This window comes from Pseudomonas sp. AG1028, from assembly GCF_007993955.1.
Lineage (GTDB): Bacteria > Pseudomonadota > Gammaproteobacteria > Pseudomonadales > Pseudomonadaceae > Aquipseudomonas > Aquipseudomonas straminea.
In genome coordinates, this window is the sequence record NZ_VIVP01000002.1 from 262682 (window position 1) to 278970 (window position 16289).

Below are 16289 nucleotides of genomic sequence, written 5' to 3' on the forward strand. Positions count from 1 at the left end.
AAAGATGATGAAAGCCTTTACCCAACACACCGGCTTGGTTTGCCCGCTCGACCGCGCCAACGTCGACACCGACCAGATCATTCCCAAGCAGTTCTTGAAGTCGATCAAACGCACCGGCTTCGGTCCCAACCTGTTCGACGAGTGGCGCTATCTGGATGTCGGTCAGCCGAATCAGGACAACTCCAACCGCCCGATCAACAAGGATTTCGTCCTCAACTTCCCGCGCTATCAGGGCGCCAGCGTGCTGCTGGCCCGCGAGAACTTCGGCTGCGGTTCGAGCCGTGAGCACGCGCCCTGGGCACTGGACGAGTACGGTTTCCGTACGGTGATCGCGCCGAGCTTCGCCGACATCTTCTTCAACAACAGCTTCAAGAACGGCCTGCTGCCGATCATTCTCAAGGTTGAAGAAGTCGATGCGCTGTTCGAACAGGCCGAGGCCACCGAGGGCTATCAGCTGACCGTCGACCTCGAAGCGCAGACCGTGACCCGTCCCGATGGCGTGCAGTACAGCTTCGAAGTCGATGCCTTCCGCAAGCACTGCCTGCTCAATGGCCTGGATGACATCGGCCTGACCCTGCAGGACGCCGAAGCGATCCGCGCCTTCGAAGTCGGTTATCAGCAGCGTCAGCCCTGGTTGTTCGGCGCCGTCAAGTAAGCCGACCCAAGCCAACAGGGCATCTCCAAAAACGTAGGCGAGGCCGTCAGCGCAAGGCAAAAACAGGCGAAAAAGCGCAGTTTACGAGTTGTAAATGAGCATTTTGAGCCTGTTTTTAACGCAGCGATGACAACGCAGGTAGTTTTTAGAGGTGCCCTAATGGTGGCGCGGAAAAAACAGGTTACGTGTTATCAGCGGATGGGCCCGTCGTGCCTTGACCCCGCCGAAGCAGGCGCCGAATATGGCGCCCCTCTCGGCAGGGTGATGGCCGCGGGCCTGTTCGGGTTTCCACAGGTCGCACACGGCAAGGCCGGCGATCCGAACGACATGAAGGAAAAGGTATGAGCAAGCAGATTCTGGTTCTCCCCGGTGACGGCATCGGCCCTGAAATCATGGCCGAAGCGGTCAAGGTGCTGCGCCTGGCCAACGACAAGTTCGCCCTCGACGTCGAGCTGTCGTTCGATGAGCTGGGCGGCGCTGCCGTCGACAAGTACGGCGTGCCGCTGGCCGACGAGACCCTGGAGCGCGCCCGCGCCGCTGATGCCGTGCTGCTTGGCGCCGTTGGCGGCCCGAAATGGGACAAGATCGACCCGGCCATCCGCCCCGAGCGTGGCCTGCTGAAGATCCGCTCGCAACTGGGCCTGTTCGCCAATCTGCGCCCGGCCATCCTTTACCCACAACTGGCCGACGCCTCGTCGCTCAAGCCGGAAGTGGTAGCGGGCCTAGATATCCTTATTGTTCGTGAGCTGACCGGCGGCATCTATTTCGGCCAGCCGCGCGAGAGCAAGGTGCTCGATAATGGCGAGCGCATGGCTTATGACACGCTGCCCTACAGCGAGAGCGAGATCCGTCGCATCGCCAAGGTCGGCTTCGACATGGCCCGCGTACGTGGCAGCAAACTGTGCTCGGTGGACAAGGCCAACGTGCTGGCTTCCAGCCAGCTGTGGCGAGTGGTGGTCGAGGAGGTCGCCAAGGACTACCCGGACGTCGAGCTGAGCCACATGTACGTCGATAACGCCGCCATGCAACTGGTGCGTGCGCCTAAGCAGTTCGACGTGATGGTCACCGACAACATGTTCGGCGACATCCTCTCCGACGAAGCCTCGATGCTTACCGGCTCCATCGGCATGCTGCCGTCGGCGTCGCTGGATGCCAACAACAAGGGCATGTACGAGCCGTGCCATGGCTCGGCGCCGGATATCGCCGGGCAGGGCATCGCCAACCCGCTGGCGACCATCCTGTCGGTGTCGATGATGCTGCGTTACAGCTTCAACCAGACCCAGGCCGCCGACGCCATCGAGTTGGCGGTCAGTCATGTGCTCGACCAGGGCTTGCGCACCGGCGACATCCACTCGGCGGGTACGACCAAGGTCGGCACGGCGGCAATGGGTGATGCGGTAGTCGAAGCGCTGCGTAGTCTGTAATCTTCCAGGCCCCCGGAAGCAGTCCGGCGGCTTGTTCACATAGGTGTAGTGGTTATGAAACGTGTAGGTCTTATCGGTTGGCGGGGCATGGTTGGTTCCGTGCTCATGCAGCGCATGCTGGAAGAACAGGATTTCGAACTGATCGAGCCGGTGTTCTTTACCACTTCCAACGTCGGCGGCCAGGGGCCGGCCATTGGCAAGGAAACCGAGGCGCTCAAGGATGCCTACAGCATCGACGAGCTCAAGGGCCTGGACGTGATCCTGACCTGCCAGGGCGGCGACTACACCAATGAAGTGTTCCCCAAGCTGCGCGAAGCCGGCTGGAAGGGCTACTGGATCGATGCGGCGTCCTCGCTGCGCATGGCCGACGATGCGGTGATCGTGCTTGATCCGGTCAACCGCCGCGTTATCGACCACGCGCTGGACGCTGGCACCAAGAATTACATCGGCGGTAACTGCACGGTCAGCCTGATGCTGATGGCCCTTGGCGGTCTGTACGAAGCCGGCTTGGTCGACTGGATGAGCGCCATGACCTACCAGGCGGCCTCCGGTGCTGGTGCGCAGAACATGCGCGAGCTGATCAAGCAGATGGGCACCATCAATGCCACCGTGGCCGATGAACTGGCCGACCCGGCCAGCGCCATCCTCGACATCGACCGCAAGGTCGCCGAGGCCATGCGCGGTGATGCCTTCCCGGTCGACAACTTCGGCGTGCCGCTGGCCGGCAGCCTGATCCCCTACATCGACAAGGAACTGCCGAACGGCCAGAGTCGTGAAGAGTGGAAGGCCCAGGCGGAGACCAACAAGATTCTCGGTCGCTTCAAGAATCCGATTCCGGTCGACGGCATCTGCGTGCGCATCGGCGCCATGCGTTGCCACAGCCAGGCACTGACCATCAAGCTCAACAAGGACGTGCCGCTGTCGGACATCGAAGGCCTGATCAGCCAGCACAACCCCTGGGTCAAGTTGGTGCCGAACCACCGCGAAGCCAGCATCCGCGAGCTCGGCCCGACGGCCGTCACCGGCACCCTGAGCGTACCGGTCGGTCGTCTGCGTAAGCTCAACATGGGTTCGCAGTACCTGGGTGCCTTCACCGTGGGCGACCAGCTGCTGTGGGGCGCTGCCGAGCCGCTGCGCCGTATGCTGCGCATTCTGCTGGAACGCTGATCGACAACCGGCGCGCTGCCAGGCGCGCCAAGAGGGGCGGGTAGAGGGTGATCGCTTGCGATTGCCGTCGCCCGCCCCTCTGCTTTTCGGTAGAGTGCCGGGTCTGTTTCAGCTACCCAGCGTCAGGCTTCCTTTATGTCTTCTACCTTTGCTATCGCCATCGTCGGTGCCACCGGCAGCGTCGGCGAATCCCTGCTGCAACTTCTCGAAGAACGCGACTTTCCCGTTACCGACCTGCACCTGCTGGCCAGCAACGAGTCGGCCGGGCGCAGCCTGGCCTTCAAGGGCCGCAACCTGCGCGTGCGCGCTGTGGAAGGGTTCGATTTCCGTACCGTTCAGCTGGTGTTCTTCGCCGCCGACCCAGCAGTGACTCGCGTCCATGCCGAGGCGGTGCGTAAGGCCGGCTGCTCGCTGATCGACGTCTCCGGCGCGCTGCCCGCCGATATGGCGCCACGGGTGGTGCCGGAAGTGAACGGCGAGGCGATCAGTGGCCAGGCGCCGTTCGCACTTACCAGCCCGGCCTCGGTAGCCGTGGCCGTCGGCCTGGTGCTTGGCGCGCTGCGTGATGTGCTGCAGGTGCAGAAGGTGGTGATCAATGCCGGGCTGGCGGTGTCCAGTCGCGGTCGCGAAGGGGTTGCCGAGCTGGCGCGGCAAACCGCCGAACTGCTCAATGGCCGGGCGCTCGAGCCGCGGTTGTTCGACCGGCAAATGGCTTTCAACGTGCTCGCCCAGGTCGATGAGGCCGATGCCGACGGGCACGGCTCGCTGGAGCGACGCATCCACGAAGACGTCAGGGCGCTGCTCGGCGAAGGCCTGCAAAGCGTGGCCGTCAACTGCCATCAGGTGCCGGTATTTTTCGGCGATAGTTTGAGTGTCACCGTGCAGGCGTCTACACCTGTAGAACTCGACAAGGTATTGGCGGCTCTGGAAGCGGCGGTCGGCATCGAGCTGGTTGAGGCGGGTGACTACCCGACGGTGATCGGCGACGCTGTCGGCCAGGACGAGGTGTACGTGGGCCGCGTGCGCCGCGGGATTGACGATCCCTGTCAGCTCACTTTGTGGATTGCGTCTGATAATGTGCGAAAAGGTGCGGCTTTGAACGCCGTGCAGCTGGGCGAGTTATTGATAAAACACTATCTGTAAAAGATACTTATCCGGAAATCTGCATATTTATTCGAGCTTGGCAATCACTGAGCGCGCTGATCGTTGGCTGGGGGGCCTGAAAGGGGGCAGCCACCGATCATCTATCCTCTCGTTGTGCGAGAGCCGTCAACACAAAGGAAAAGGCTATGGTTCGGGTTCGTAAACTGGTACTGGCTATCGCTGCGGCGACGGCGCTGTCTTCCGGTATGGCGCATGCGCTGGGGGTCGGCGAGCTGACACTCCAGTCGTCTCTGAACCAGCCTCTGGTGGCGGAAATCGAACTGCTCGATGTGCGCGATCTGTCCGCCGCGGAAATGCGTCCGTCGCTGGCTTCGCCCGAGGAGTTCAACAAGGCTGGCGTCGATCGCCAGTATTTCCTCACCGACCTCAAGTTCACGCCCATCGTCAAACCCAACGGCAAGAGCGTGATTCGCGTCACCTCGACCAAGCCGGTGCGCGAGCCCTACCTGAACTTCCTCGTCGAAGTACTGTGGCCCAATGGCCGTCTGCTGCGCGAGTACACCCTGCTGCTCGATCCGCCCCTGTATTCCCCGCAAGCCGCTGCTGCCCCGCAACTGCCAGTAGCTGCGCCTGCTCCTGCACCACGTCCGGTGCCGAGCGCCGCACCGCGTGCCTCCGCACCTTCTGCCGCTGCGCCTACGCCGCGTGCCGCCGCTGGTGGTGATTACCGTACCAATGCCAACGACACACTGTGGGAAGTGGCCCAGCGTACCGGCGGCAGTGGCAGCGTCCATCAGAAGATGCTGGCCATTCAGGACCTCAACCCGGATGCCTTCATCGGCGGCAACATCAACCGCATGAAGAGCGGTCAGGTTCTGCGTCTGCCCGATGACCAGCAGATCGCTCGTCGCAGCCAATCCGAAGCGCTGGCCCAGGTAGCCGAGCAGAACAGTTCCTGGCGTCAGGGCCGCAGTGCGCCGGCTGCCGCCGGTGCCCGGCAGATCGATGCTACCCGCCGCAGCACCGCTGGTGCTGCGCCGTCGGAAGTTTCCAACGAAGACAAGCTCAAGCTGGTCGCCGCCGAAGCCGGCAAGGCCACCGCAGGCAGTGAGAGCGGCAAGGCCAACAATGCCGCGCTGGCCAATCAGCTGGCCGTGACTCAGGAAAGCCTGGATTCGACGCGTCGCGAGAACGACGAGCTGAAAGATCGCATGAGCGATCTGCAAAGCCAGCTCGACAAGCTGCAACGCCTGATTCAGCTCAAGGACAACCAGCTCGCCAAGCTGCAGGCCGATGTGTCGGCACCGGCTGGCCAGGCTCCTGGCAATGCCGCCGCTGGCGCTCCGGCAACTCCAGCCACTGCACCTGCTGAGACGCCATCGGCTGCTGCTCCAGCAGCTCAGGCGCCTGCTGGTAATGAAACCGTGCCCGAATCCGCGCCGGTGGATCCGGCAGCCGCTCAGCCGATTAGCGAACCAACAGCTGATGCGCCGGCAACCGAGACTGCGGCTGTGCCGGCTCCAGAAGCCGCGCCCGCCGAGCCGGCTGCGCCGGCCGCCGAAGTGCCTGCCCAGGCACCGGTTGCCGCCACGCCCGAGCCGGTCGAGGAGGACAGCGCCCTCGACAACCTGCTGGCCAACCCGATGATGCTCGGCCTGATCGGCGGCAGCCTGCTACTGGCCCTGCTGCTGGTGCTGCTGATCATTTCGCGTCGCAATGCCCGCAAGGCCGAAGAGGAAGAGTCCAGCCTGTCGACTTATGAAGAAGACACCCACGCCTTCGACAGCGACCTGGAACTGCCCGCCGACAGCCTGAACGACTTGCCGGACGACCAGATTGCCCTGAGCCAGCCAGCGAGCGAAGAGCGCGTCACCGCCCAGACTGGCGACGCCCTGGGTGAAGCGGACATCTACATCGCCTACGGTCGTTTCAATCAGGCTGCCGAGCTGCTGCACAACGCCATCAACGACGAGCCGCATCGCACCGACCTGCGCCTGAAGCTGATGGAGGTCTACGCCGAGCTGGGCGACCGTGAAGGCTTCGCCCGCCAGGAGAACGAGCTGCGCGAAATCGGCGGCGCCAACGCCCAGGTCGAGCAGTTGAAGAGCCGCTATCCGACCATGGTCGTGCTTGGTGGCAGCGCTGCCCTGGCCAGCGCCGCTGCGGCAGACGATCTGGATTCCTTCAGCCTGGACGACCTGGCGCTGGACGAGCCGGAGCAGCCGGTCGCGCCGCTGCCGCCTGCGGCAGACGACGCCTTCGATCTCGACCTGGATGCCCTGGAAGCCGAGTTCTCTGCCGAGCCTCCGGCAAAAACTCAAAATGACGCGCCGCGTTTCGACGAAATCGACACCATGAGCCTGGATTCCGATCTCGATCTGCCGCCCGCAGCGCCGGTCGCAAGCAAGGACGAGCCGCTGGACTTCGACCTGGATCTGGGCAATGAGCCGGTCAATCGTCAGGAGCCTGGTGGCGAGCTGGCCGACTTCAGTCTCGATCTCGACACGCCCGCTACCCCGGCTGCCACGAAGGAAGATGACTTCCTGCTGAGCCTGGATGACGACGCCGACAAGCCGGCAAATGATTTCTCGGATCTGTCCGCTGCCCTGGACAGCGATAAGGGGGATGACTTTGGCCTGCCTGCCGACTTCGATCTGTCGCTCAATGACGAGCCGGCCGAGCCGAGCACTGGCGCCAGCTTCGCCGCTCAACTCGACGACGTGACCGCCGAACTGGACCAGCTGGCCGAAAGCCTCGAGCAGCAAGGTCAGCAGGCGCCGCAGGACATGCAGGCCGATCATGTGCCGCTCGATGACGATGAGGACTTCGACTTCCTCGCCGGCACCGACGAGACCGCCACCAAGCTGGATCTGGCGCGGGCCTACATCGATATGGGCGATAGCGAGGGTGCCCGTGACATCCTCGATGAAGTGATCGCCGAAGGTAACGAAACTCAGCAGCAGGAAGCGCGCGAGCTGATCGGCAAACTGGTTTGACGAGCAGTTGAGTGGAGAAAACGGCAGTCCTTGGGCTGCCGTTTTTACATCTGCGGCTCACAACTAAATGGGCTGCCGGCATGGCAGCCTCTTGGCGTGGCGGTATAATTGCCGGCATTGCAGCTCTGATTTGGTCTATCAATTGATTAACGAACAAAAGACGGCAGCCGAAATGGCTGCCGTCGGCATTTACAAGATCGCCCTGGGTGTCGAATACCGCGGTACCCGCTATCGCGGTTTTCAGCGGCAGCGCGACGGGGTTCCGTCGATCCAGGCCTCGCTCGAACAAGCCCTGTCCAAGGTTGCTGGTGGCGCTCCGGTCACGCTCAGCTGTGCCGGGCGTACCGATGCGCTGGTGCATGCCAGTGGCCAAGTGGTGCATTTCGACACCCGCGTCGAGCGCTCCATGCATGCTTGGGTGATGGGCGCCAACATGAATCTGCCGGGTGACATCAGCGTCACCTGGGCCAAAGCCATGCCGAGTCATTTCGATGCGCGCTTTTGCGCCATGGCGCGGCGTTACCGCTACGTGATCTACAACGACCAGATCCGCCCGGCGCATATGGCCGAGGAGGTGACTTGGAATCATCGGCCGTTGGATGTTGAGCGCATGCGCGAGGCGGCCCAGGTATTCCTGGGTACCCACGATTTCAGCGCCTTCCGCGCCCGCCAGTGCCAGGCCAAGTCGCCGATCAAGACGGTCCATCATCTCGAGTTGCTGCAGCATGGTCGTTTCATCATCCTCGATATCCGCGCCAATGCCTTTCTGCACCACATGGTGCGTAATATCGCCGGCGTGCTGATGACCATCGGCGCCGGTGAGCGGCCGGTGGAGTGGGCCGGTCAGGTGCTGGAGGCTGGTGTGCGGCGCACTGGGGGGGTGACTGCTCACCCGTATGGGCTGTATCTGGTGCAGGTGGACTATCCGGAAGAATTCGACTTGCCGGCCCGCTACCTGGGCCCGCACTTTCTCTCCGGGCTCGAGGACGTGGCGGCGCGCTGAGCGGGGCAGGGAGCAGCAATTAATGGCGCGCCCTGGCCGGTCATTTGTTACCATCCGGCCTTTCGCGGAGGTATTCGTCTTTTGTCAGTGGTTCGCAGCAAGATCTGTGGGATTACTCGCCTCGAGGATGCGCTGGCTGCCGTAGCGGCCGGCGCCGATGCCATCGGGCTTGTGTTTTATGCGCCCAGCCCGCGCGCGGTGACGATTGCCCAGGCCCAGGCCATCGTCGCCGGGCTGCCGCCGTTCGTGACCACTGTCGGCCTGTTCGTCGACATGCCGCCGCGCGAAATCGAAGGGGTGCTAGCTGCCGTCCCCCTGGATCTTCTGCAATTTCACGGCGACGAAAGTCCAGCCGACTGCGAAGCGCTGCGTCGGCCGTATATCAAGGCGTTGCGTGTACGCGCGGGGGATGATGTCGCCGCGCAGGTTGACGCCTACCCGGGCGCACGCGCCGTATTGCTCGATACCTTCGTCGATGGTGTGCCTGGCGGCACGGGGCAGGCGTTCGACTGGTCGCTGGTGCCGGCGCAACTGAGCAAACCGGTGATACTGGCTGGCGGTCTTACGCCCGGCAACGTCGCGGCAGCCATCGCTCAGGTGCGTCCTTACGCGGTGGATGTCAGCGGCGGCGTGGAGGTCAGCAAGGGCATCAAGGATGCCCACAAGGTCAAAGACTTCGTGCGCGCGGTGCGCGGCGTTGGAGAGTCGATGTGACGGCGCCGCAGGGTGAGCCGTCCATACTTCTATCGCCGCGAACAGCGCGTACTTTTTTCGTGGTCGAAGCAGGTGGCGGGCATCAGCCGGCCCCAGCAGCGACCGCTTTGTGAATTCGCTTGTCATGTGCAGCAAGCATGTTGAAGCCTACAGCGTTGGAGAATTGAGAGCATGAGCAACTGGCTGGTAGACAAACTGATCCCCTCGATCATGCGTTCCGAGGTCAAGAAGAGTTCGGTACCTGAAGGCCTGTGGCACAAGTGCCCATCCTGCGAAGCGGTGCTGTACAAGCCGGAGCTGGAAAAGACCCTGGACGTCTGCCCCAAATGCAACCACCACATGCGCATCGATGCCCGCGCCCGCCTGAACATCTTCCTGGATGCCGATGGCCGTGAGGAGATCGGTGCCGATCTTGAGCCTTCTGACCGCCTGAAATTCCGCGACAGCAAGAAGTACAAGGATCGCCTGGTCGCTGCCCAGAAGCAGACCGGTGAGAAGGATGCCCTGATTTCCATGAGCGGCAGCCTGGAAGGGATGCCGGTCGTGGCCTGTGCTTTCGAGTTCTCGTTCATGGGCGGCTCGATGGGCGCCATCGTCGGTGAGCGTTTCGTGCAGGCTGCCAACGTGGCCCTGGAGAACCGCTGCCCGCTGATCTGCTTCGCCGCCTCCGGTGGTGCGCGCATGCAGGAAGCGCTGATCTCGCTGATGCAGATGGCCAAGACTTCCGCCGTGCTGGCGCGCCTGCGTGAAGAGGGGGTTCCGTTCATCTCCGTGCTGACCGATCCGGTCTACGGCGGTGTATCCGCCAGCTTGGCGATGCTGGGTGACGTGATTGTCGCCGAGCCCAAGGCGCTGATCGGCTTCGCCGGCCCGCGCGTGATCGAGCAGACCGTTCGCGAGAAACTGCCCGAAGGCTTCCAGCGCAGCGAGTTCCTTCTCGACCACGGTGCCATCGACATGATCATTCACCGTGCCGAGCTGCGTCCGCGCCTGGCCCGTCTGCTGGCGCAGTTCACTCACCAGCCAACACCTGCTGCACTGCCGGTCAGCGCATGACCCAGCGCTCCCTGGCCGAGTGGCTGGCGTACCTGGAGCGTCTGCATCCGAGCGCCATCGACATGGGCCTGGAGCGCTCCCGTGAAGTGGCGGCGCGTCTTGGCCTGTCTCGGCCGGCGCCGCGTGTCATCACCGTTACCGGCACCAATGGCAAGGGCTCGACCTGCGCCTTCATCGCCTCTTTGCTGCGTGCCCAGGGCCTGAAGGTCGGGGTGTACAGTTCGCCGCACCTGCTGCGTTACAACGAGCGGGTGCAGATCGATGGCGAGCAGGCCAGCGATGCCGGCCTCTGCGAAGCCTTCACCGCCGTCGAGGCGGCCCGCGGCGAAACCTCACTGACCTATTTCGAGATGGGCACCCTGGCGGCGTTCTGGCTGTTCGAGCGCGCCGGCCTGGATGTCGCGGTGCTCGAAGTCGGCCTGGGCGGGCGCCTGGATGCGGTGAATCTGGTCGATGCCGACCTCCCACTGATCACCAGCATTGGTGTCGATCATGCCGACTGGCTGGGCGATACCCGTGAATCAGTGGCCTTCGAGAAGGCTGGCATCATGCGCGCGGGCAAGCCGGCGCTGTGTGGTGATTTCGACCCGCCGCTGCCGCTGCTCGAACGGGTCGCCGAACTGGATTGCCCGTTCTTCCTGCGTTGCCGGGATTTCGACCTGAGCGTCAGTGAGTCAGGCTGGAATTGGTATGGGCTGACCGCCACCGGCGAGGTGCTGCGTCTCGAGGGCCTGCCGCTGCTCGATCTGCCCATGGAAAATGCCGCACTGGCGTTGCAGGCCTACGCCTTGCTGGACCTGCCATGGGATGCCCAGCGCATCGCCGGTGCCCTGCAGGCCACGCGGGTGACCGGTCGCCTGGATCGTCGTCACTTGAACTGGCGCGGCAAGTCCCTCACTCTGTTGCTCGACGTGGGACACAATCCCCATGCCGCGCAGTTTCTTGCCGGTCGTTTGCAGGCGCGCGGTATAGCGGGGCAGCGCCTGGCGGTGTTCGGTCTGTTGGCCGACAAGGAGCTGCCCGGTGTGGTGGCACCGCTGCTGGCGGACATCGCCCATTGGGCGGTGGCGACGCTGCCCAGCGAACGCTCGCGTCCCGCTGCCGAGCTGCACGCGCACCTGGCTGCTTGTGGTGCTCAGGTCGAGGCGTACGGTGATGTCGCCAGTGCCTTGGAGGCGCAGTGCGCGCGGGCTGCAGACGGTGATGAAATTCTGCTCTTTGGGTCTTTTTTCTGCGTGGCCGAAGCCCTGATGTGGCTGGAGCGCTACGCCCAGGAGGTTGTGCAGGATGGCAATGCTCGATAGTGGAACCAAGCAACGTATCGTCGGCGCGCTGGTGCTCGTGGCCCTGGCCGTGATCTTCCTGCCGATGCTGCTTTCCCGTCCCGACGAGCTGCGGCACGTGGTGGTCGATGCGCCGAGCATTCCCGCCAAGCCGGTCACCCCTGAAATCGAGATGCAGCCGGTGATCGTGCCCGACCCGCAGGAACTACCGCAGGAACCGGTACCGGTCGACAGCTCGCCCACCGATCAGGCGCAGCCGCCGGTCGAGCAGCCCATCAGCGAACTGCCGGCCAGCGAGCCTGCAGTGCCAACGCCGCCTCCGGTCGCGCAGCCTGCGCCAAGCAAGCCGGCCGAAGTGGCGCCGCCACCGCAGAAAGCTCCGGCCGAGCGTCTGGACGTCAACAGTCTGCCGGTCAGCTGGTCGGTGCAGCTGGCCAGTCTGTCGAGTCGCCCGGGCGCGGAAAATCTGCAGAAGACCCTGCGTGCCCAAGGCTACAATGCCTATATCCGCACTGCCGATGGCATGAACCGGGTATTCGTCGGGCCGCTGGTCGAGCGAGTCGAGGCCGACCGCCTGCGTGACCAACTCAACCGCCAGCACAAGCTCAATGGCTTCGTGGTGCGCTTCCAGCCGGAAAGCAACTGACGCTTAGCATGTTATCCGCGCTTAACCGATGGGCAGGGCTCTGCTAAAATGCAGCGCCTCTTCCATCGGTAGCCTGCATCGTGGCATTTACCTGGGTCGATTGGGCGATCATCGCCATCATCGCCGTTTCGAGTCTGATCAGTCTGAGCAGAGGCTTCGTCAAGGAAGCCCTGTCGCTCGTCACCTGGATCATCGCTGGCGTGGTCGCCTGGATGTTCGGCGGCGCGCTGGCACAGCATCTCGACGCCTATATCGAAACCCCGTCCGCCCGTGTCATCGCTGCCTGCGTGATCTTGTTCGTATTGACGCTGCTGGTCGGCGCGCTGATCAACTACCTGATTGGCGAGTTGATCCGCGTGACCGGTCTGTCGGGTACGGATCGTTTCCTGGGCATGGTGTTCGGTGCCGCCCGCGGCGCCTTGCTGGTCGTGGTGGCGGTCGGGCTGCTCAGCCTGGGGCCAGTGCAACAGGATGCCTGGTGGCAGCAGTCGGCCTTGCTGCCGCATTTTCTGCTGGTTGCAGACTGGTCGAAGAACCTCATATTGGGTGTGTCCAGCGAGTGGCTGGCCAGCGGTATACGCGAGCCAGTCGAGCTGCCGTTCAAAGAGGTGCTGCAGGGGGCTTCTCCTGTCGGCACCGGTAAATAGTCGTTTCACTGAGTAGGGGTTGCGTCACATGTGTGGCATTGTCGGTATCGTCGGTAAATCGAACGTCAATCAGGCGCTGTATGACGGCCTCACCGTCCTCCAGCACCGCGGCCAGGATGCTGCCGGTATCGTCACCAGCCATGAAGGCCGCCTGTTCCTGCGCAAGGACAACGGCCTGGTGCGTGACGTGTTCCAGCAGCGCCACATGCAGCGCCTGGTCGGCCACATGGGCATCGGCCACGTGCGCTACCCGACCGCAGGCAGCTCCAGCTCGGCCGAAGCCCAGCCGTTCTACGTCAACTCGCCGTACGGCATCACCCTGGCGCACAACGGCAACTTGACCAACGTCGAGCAGCTGGCCAAGGAGATCTACGAATCGGATCTGCGTCACGTCAACACCAACTCCGACTCCGAAGTGCTGCTCAACGTGTTCGCCCATGAGCTGGCCGTGCGCGGCAAGCTCAACCCCAGCGAAGAAGACGTGTTCGCGGCGGTGAAGGACGTGCACAAGCGTTGCCGCGGCGGCTACGCCGTGGTGGCGATGATCACCGGTTACGGCATCGTTGGTTTCCGCGACCCGAACGGCATCCGTCCGATCGTGTTCGGCCAGCGCCACACCGACGAAGGCGTCGAGTACATGATCGCCTCCGAAAGCGTCGCTCTGGACGTGCTCGGCTTCACCCTGATCCGCGACCTGGCGCCGGGCGAAGCGGTATACATCACCGAAGAAGGCCAGATGTTCACCCGCCAGTGCGCGCCGAACCCGCAGCTCAAGCCGTGCATCTTCGAGCACGTGTACCTGGCACGCCCCGACTCCATCATGGATGGCGTATCGGTCTACAAGGCGCGCCTGCGCATGGGCGAGAAGCTCGCCGACAAGATCCGTCGCGAGCGCCCGGAGCACGATATCGACGTGGTCATCCCGATTCCCGATACCAGCCGCACCTCGGCGCTGGAGCTGGCCAACCATCTGGGCGTCAAGTTCCGCGAAGGTTTCGTGAAGAACCGCTACATCGGCCGGACCTTCATCATGCCGGGCCAGGCGGCGCGCAAGAAGTCGGTGCGCCAGAAGCTCAACGCCATCGAGCTGGAATTCCGCGGCAAGAACGTGATGCTGGTCGATGACTCCATCGTGCGCGGCACCACCTGCAAGCAGATCATCCAGATGGCCCGCGAAGCCGGCGCCAAGAACGTGTATTTCTGCTCCGCGGCACCGGCCGTTCGCTACCCGAACGTCTACGGTATCGACATGCCGAGCCCCCATGAACTGATCGCCCATGGCCGCACCACCGAGCAGGTGGCCGAGCTGATCGGCGCCGACTGGCTGGTCTACCAGGATCTCGACGACCTGAAGGAAGCGGTCGGTGGCGGCAAAATCAAGATCGAGCAGTTCGACAGCGCGGTATTCGACGGTGAGTACGTCACCGGCGATGTCGACGAGGCTTACCTGAATCGCATCGACCTGGCGCGCAACGATGGCAACAAGGCCAAGTCGCAAGCGGTCAGCGAGATCATCGATCTGTACAACAACTGATCGATGTTAAATGATTCAACAACCGGGCCCTTTGGGCCCGGCCTGTTTTCTGGATGAGGAAAAGGATATGACACAGGATTGGGAAGCCGGTCGGCTCGACAGCGATCTCGACGGCGTAGGCTTCGACACGCTGGCGGTCCGTGCCGGCCAACACCGCACGCCGGAAGGCGAGCACAGCGAAGCGCTGTTTCCGACTTCCAGCTACGTGTTTCGTACCGCTGGCGATGCCGCGGCACGTTTCGCCGGTGAGGTGCCGGGCAACGTCTATTCGCGTTACACCAACCCGACGGTGCGTGCCTTCGAAGAGCGCATCGCAGCCATGGAGGGCGCCGAGCAGGCGGTCGCCACGGCATCGGGCATGTCGGCGATCCTGTCCATCGTCATGAGCCTGTGCAGCGCAGGCGATCACGTGCTGGTCTCGCGCAGCGTGTTCGGCTCGACCATCAGCCTGTTCGAGAAGTACCTCAAGCGCTTCGGCGTGCAGGTGGACTATGTGCCGCTGGCCGACCTCGAGGGCTGGGCCGCCGCCTTCAAGCCGAACACCAAGCTGCTGTTCGTCGAGTCGCCCTCCAACCCCCTGGCCGAGCTGGTCGACATCGCGGCCCTGGCGGCCATCGCCCACGAGAAGGGCGCACTGCTGGCGGTGGACAACTGCTTCTGCACGCCAGCGCTGCAGCAGCCGCTGAAGCTTGGCGCGGACATCGTCATGCACTCGGCCACCAAATACATCGATGGCCAGGGCCGGGCGATGGGCGGCGTGGTAGCCGGCAGCGCCAAACTGATGGCCGAGGTGGTGGGCTTCCTGCGTACCGCTGGGCCGACCCTCAGCCCCTTCAATGCCTGGATTTTCCTCAAAGGCCTGGAGACCCTGCGCATTCGCATGCAGGCGCACTGCAGCACGGCGCTGGAGCTGGCGCGCTGGTTGGAGCAGCAGGAAAGCATCGAGAAGGTTCACTACGCCGGGCTCACCAGTCATCCGCAACACGAGCTGGCTGCGCGCCAGCAAAGCGCTTTCGGTGCGGTGGTCAGCTTCGAGGTCAAGGGTGGCAAGGAGGGCGCCTGGCGCTTCATCGATGCTACGCGGGTGATTTCCATCACCACCAACCTGGGCGATACCAAGACCACCATCGCTCATCCGGCGACCACCTCCCACGGGCGCCTTTCGCCCCAGGAGCGCGAGAATGCCGGGATTCGTGACAGCCTGATTCGGGTAGCCGTCGGCCTGGAAGACATCGCCGATCTCAAGGCCGATCTGAGCCGAGGCTTGCAGGCCCTGTGAATGCTGCCGGCGAGGTCGCCCATGGCCGCGTTGCGCTGGTCACCGGTGCTGCGCGCGGCATCGGTGAAGGTGTCGCACACTGGTTGCTGGAGCATGGCTGGCGGGTAGCGCTCTGCGATTTGGCAGGCAGCCAGGGCGCCGAGGTCGCTGCCGCCCTGGGCGAGCATGCCGCATTCGTGGCCATGGACGTGTCGGATGAAACCCAGGTCGCCCAAGGCGTAGCAGCGGTCATCGAACGCTTTGGCAGGCTGGATGCCCTGGTGTGCAATGCCGGGGTCGCCAGCCCCCATAGCGGACCGTTGCAAGAGCTGTCGCTGGAGCAGTGGAATCAGGTGCTGGCGATCAACCTCAGCGGGCCGATGCTGTTGGCCAAACACTGTGCGGCGCACCTGCGTGCAACGGGCGGTACCATCGTCAACATGGCGTCGACCCGCGCCAGCCAGTCCGAGCCCGAGAGCGAAGCCTATGCGGCGAGCAAGGGTGGGCTGATAGCCCTCACGCACGCCTTGGCGATCAGCCTCGGCCCGAGCATTCGAGTGAATGCGGTGAGCCCGGGCTGGATCGATTCCCGCGATGCGGCGCAGCGTGCCAGTGAGCCGCTGAGCGTTGAGGATCACGCGCAGCATCCTGTCGGGCGGGTAGGGCAGGTCGAGGACGTGGCAGCGCTGGTGGCCTGGTTGTTGTCGCCCGAAGCGGGCTTCGTGACGGGTCAGGAGTTCGTCACCGACGGCGGCATGACACGCAAGATGATCTACCGCTGAGGCGTGATCGGGTGCATCGC

Annotated in this window: 14 protein-coding genes; all 14 read left to right on the forward strand. The window is 63.7% G+C overall.

Features of this window, described 5'->3' with window-relative positions; translation table 11 throughout:
* Nucleotides 1-7 precede the first annotated feature (7 nt).
* The 14 genes from leuD to FB481_RS04280 all read left to right on the forward strand — a co-directional run bounded on the left by leuD (nucleotide 8) and on the right by FB481_RS04280 (nucleotide 16269).
* Nucleotides 8-655 carry a 3-isopropylmalate dehydratase small subunit gene (gene leuD / locus FB481_RS04210; RefSeq protein ID WP_147175179.1) on the forward strand — a complete coding sequence of 216 codons (648 nt, stop codon included), beginning with the start codon at nucleotides 8-10 and terminating at the stop codon, nucleotides 653-655.
* 341 nt (nucleotides 656-996) lie between these two features.
* Nucleotides 997-2079: a 3-isopropylmalate dehydrogenase gene (gene leuB / locus FB481_RS04220; protein WP_147175180.1), complete on the forward strand. Its 1083-nt coding sequence runs from the start codon at nucleotides 997-999 to the stop codon at nucleotides 2077-2079.
* Between the two features lie 54 nt (nucleotides 2080-2133).
* Entirely contained in the window at nucleotides 2134-3246 is a 1113-nt protein-coding gene (gene asd / locus FB481_RS04225) for an aspartate-semialdehyde dehydrogenase (protein ID WP_013792163.1), read from the forward strand.
* A gap of 135 nt (nucleotides 3247-3381) precedes the next feature.
* The gene (locus tag FB481_RS04230; protein WP_093502064.1) at nucleotides 3382-4389 is read left to right on the forward strand and encodes an aspartate-semialdehyde dehydrogenase; all 1008 of its coding nucleotides are present in this window, start codon (nucleotides 3382-3384) and stop codon (nucleotides 4387-4389) included.
* Nucleotides 4390-4535: 146 nt separating this feature from the next.
* Nucleotides 4536-7346: a FimV/HubP family polar landmark protein gene (locus tag FB481_RS04235; protein ID WP_147175181.1), complete on the forward strand. Its 2811-nt coding sequence runs from the start codon at nucleotides 4536-4538 to the stop codon at nucleotides 7344-7346.
* Between the two features lie 172 nt (nucleotides 7347-7518).
* Nucleotides 7519-8349 (forward strand): tRNA pseudouridine(38-40) synthase TruA, encoded by an 831-nt coding sequence (truA, locus tag FB481_RS04240; RefSeq protein WP_093502060.1) that lies wholly within the window; start codon nucleotides 7519-7521, stop codon nucleotides 8347-8349.
* Nucleotides 8350-8430: 81 nt separating this feature from the next.
* Complete coding sequence (locus FB481_RS04245; RefSeq protein ID WP_147175182.1) at nucleotides 8431-9063, forward strand: phosphoribosylanthranilate isomerase; 633 nt, start codon at nucleotides 8431-8433, stop codon at nucleotides 9061-9063.
* Nucleotides 9064-9234: 171 nt separating this feature from the next.
* Nucleotides 9235-10119 (forward strand): acetyl-CoA carboxylase, carboxyltransferase subunit beta, encoded by an 885-nt coding sequence (gene accD, locus FB481_RS04250; protein WP_093502056.1) that lies wholly within the window; start codon nucleotides 9235-9237, stop codon nucleotides 10117-10119.
* Entirely contained in the window at nucleotides 10116-11423 is a 1308-nt protein-coding gene (folC, locus tag FB481_RS04255) for a bifunctional tetrahydrofolate synthase/dihydrofolate synthase (RefSeq protein WP_147175183.1), read from the forward strand. Before accD ends, folC begins: the two co-directional genes overlap by 4 nt.
* Complete coding sequence (locus FB481_RS04260) at nucleotides 11407-12048, forward strand: SPOR domain-containing protein (protein ID WP_147175184.1); 642 nt, start codon at nucleotides 11407-11409, stop codon at nucleotides 12046-12048. The genes folC and FB481_RS04260 overlap by 17 nt, the downstream gene beginning before the upstream one ends.
* Nucleotides 12049-12128: 80 nt before the next feature.
* Entirely contained in the window at nucleotides 12129-12695 is a 567-nt protein-coding gene (locus tag FB481_RS04265; protein ID WP_147175185.1) for a CvpA family protein, read from the forward strand.
* A gap of 28 nt (nucleotides 12696-12723) precedes the next feature.
* Nucleotides 12724-14229 carry an amidophosphoribosyltransferase gene (gene purF / locus FB481_RS04270; protein ID WP_093502048.1) on the forward strand — a complete coding sequence of 502 codons (1506 nt, stop codon included), beginning with the start codon at nucleotides 12724-12726 and terminating at the stop codon, nucleotides 14227-14229.
* Nucleotides 14230-14296: 67 nt separating this feature from the next.
* Nucleotides 14297-15508 carry an O-succinylhomoserine sulfhydrylase gene (locus FB481_RS04275; protein WP_147175186.1) on the forward strand — a complete coding sequence of 404 codons (1212 nt, stop codon included), beginning with the start codon at nucleotides 14297-14299 and terminating at the stop codon, nucleotides 15506-15508.
* Complete coding sequence (locus FB481_RS04280; RefSeq protein WP_147175187.1) at nucleotides 15505-16269, forward strand: SDR family oxidoreductase; 765 nt, start codon at nucleotides 15505-15507, stop codon at nucleotides 16267-16269. The genes FB481_RS04275 and FB481_RS04280 overlap by 4 nt, the downstream gene beginning before the upstream one ends.
* Nucleotides 16270-16289 lie beyond the last annotated feature (20 nt).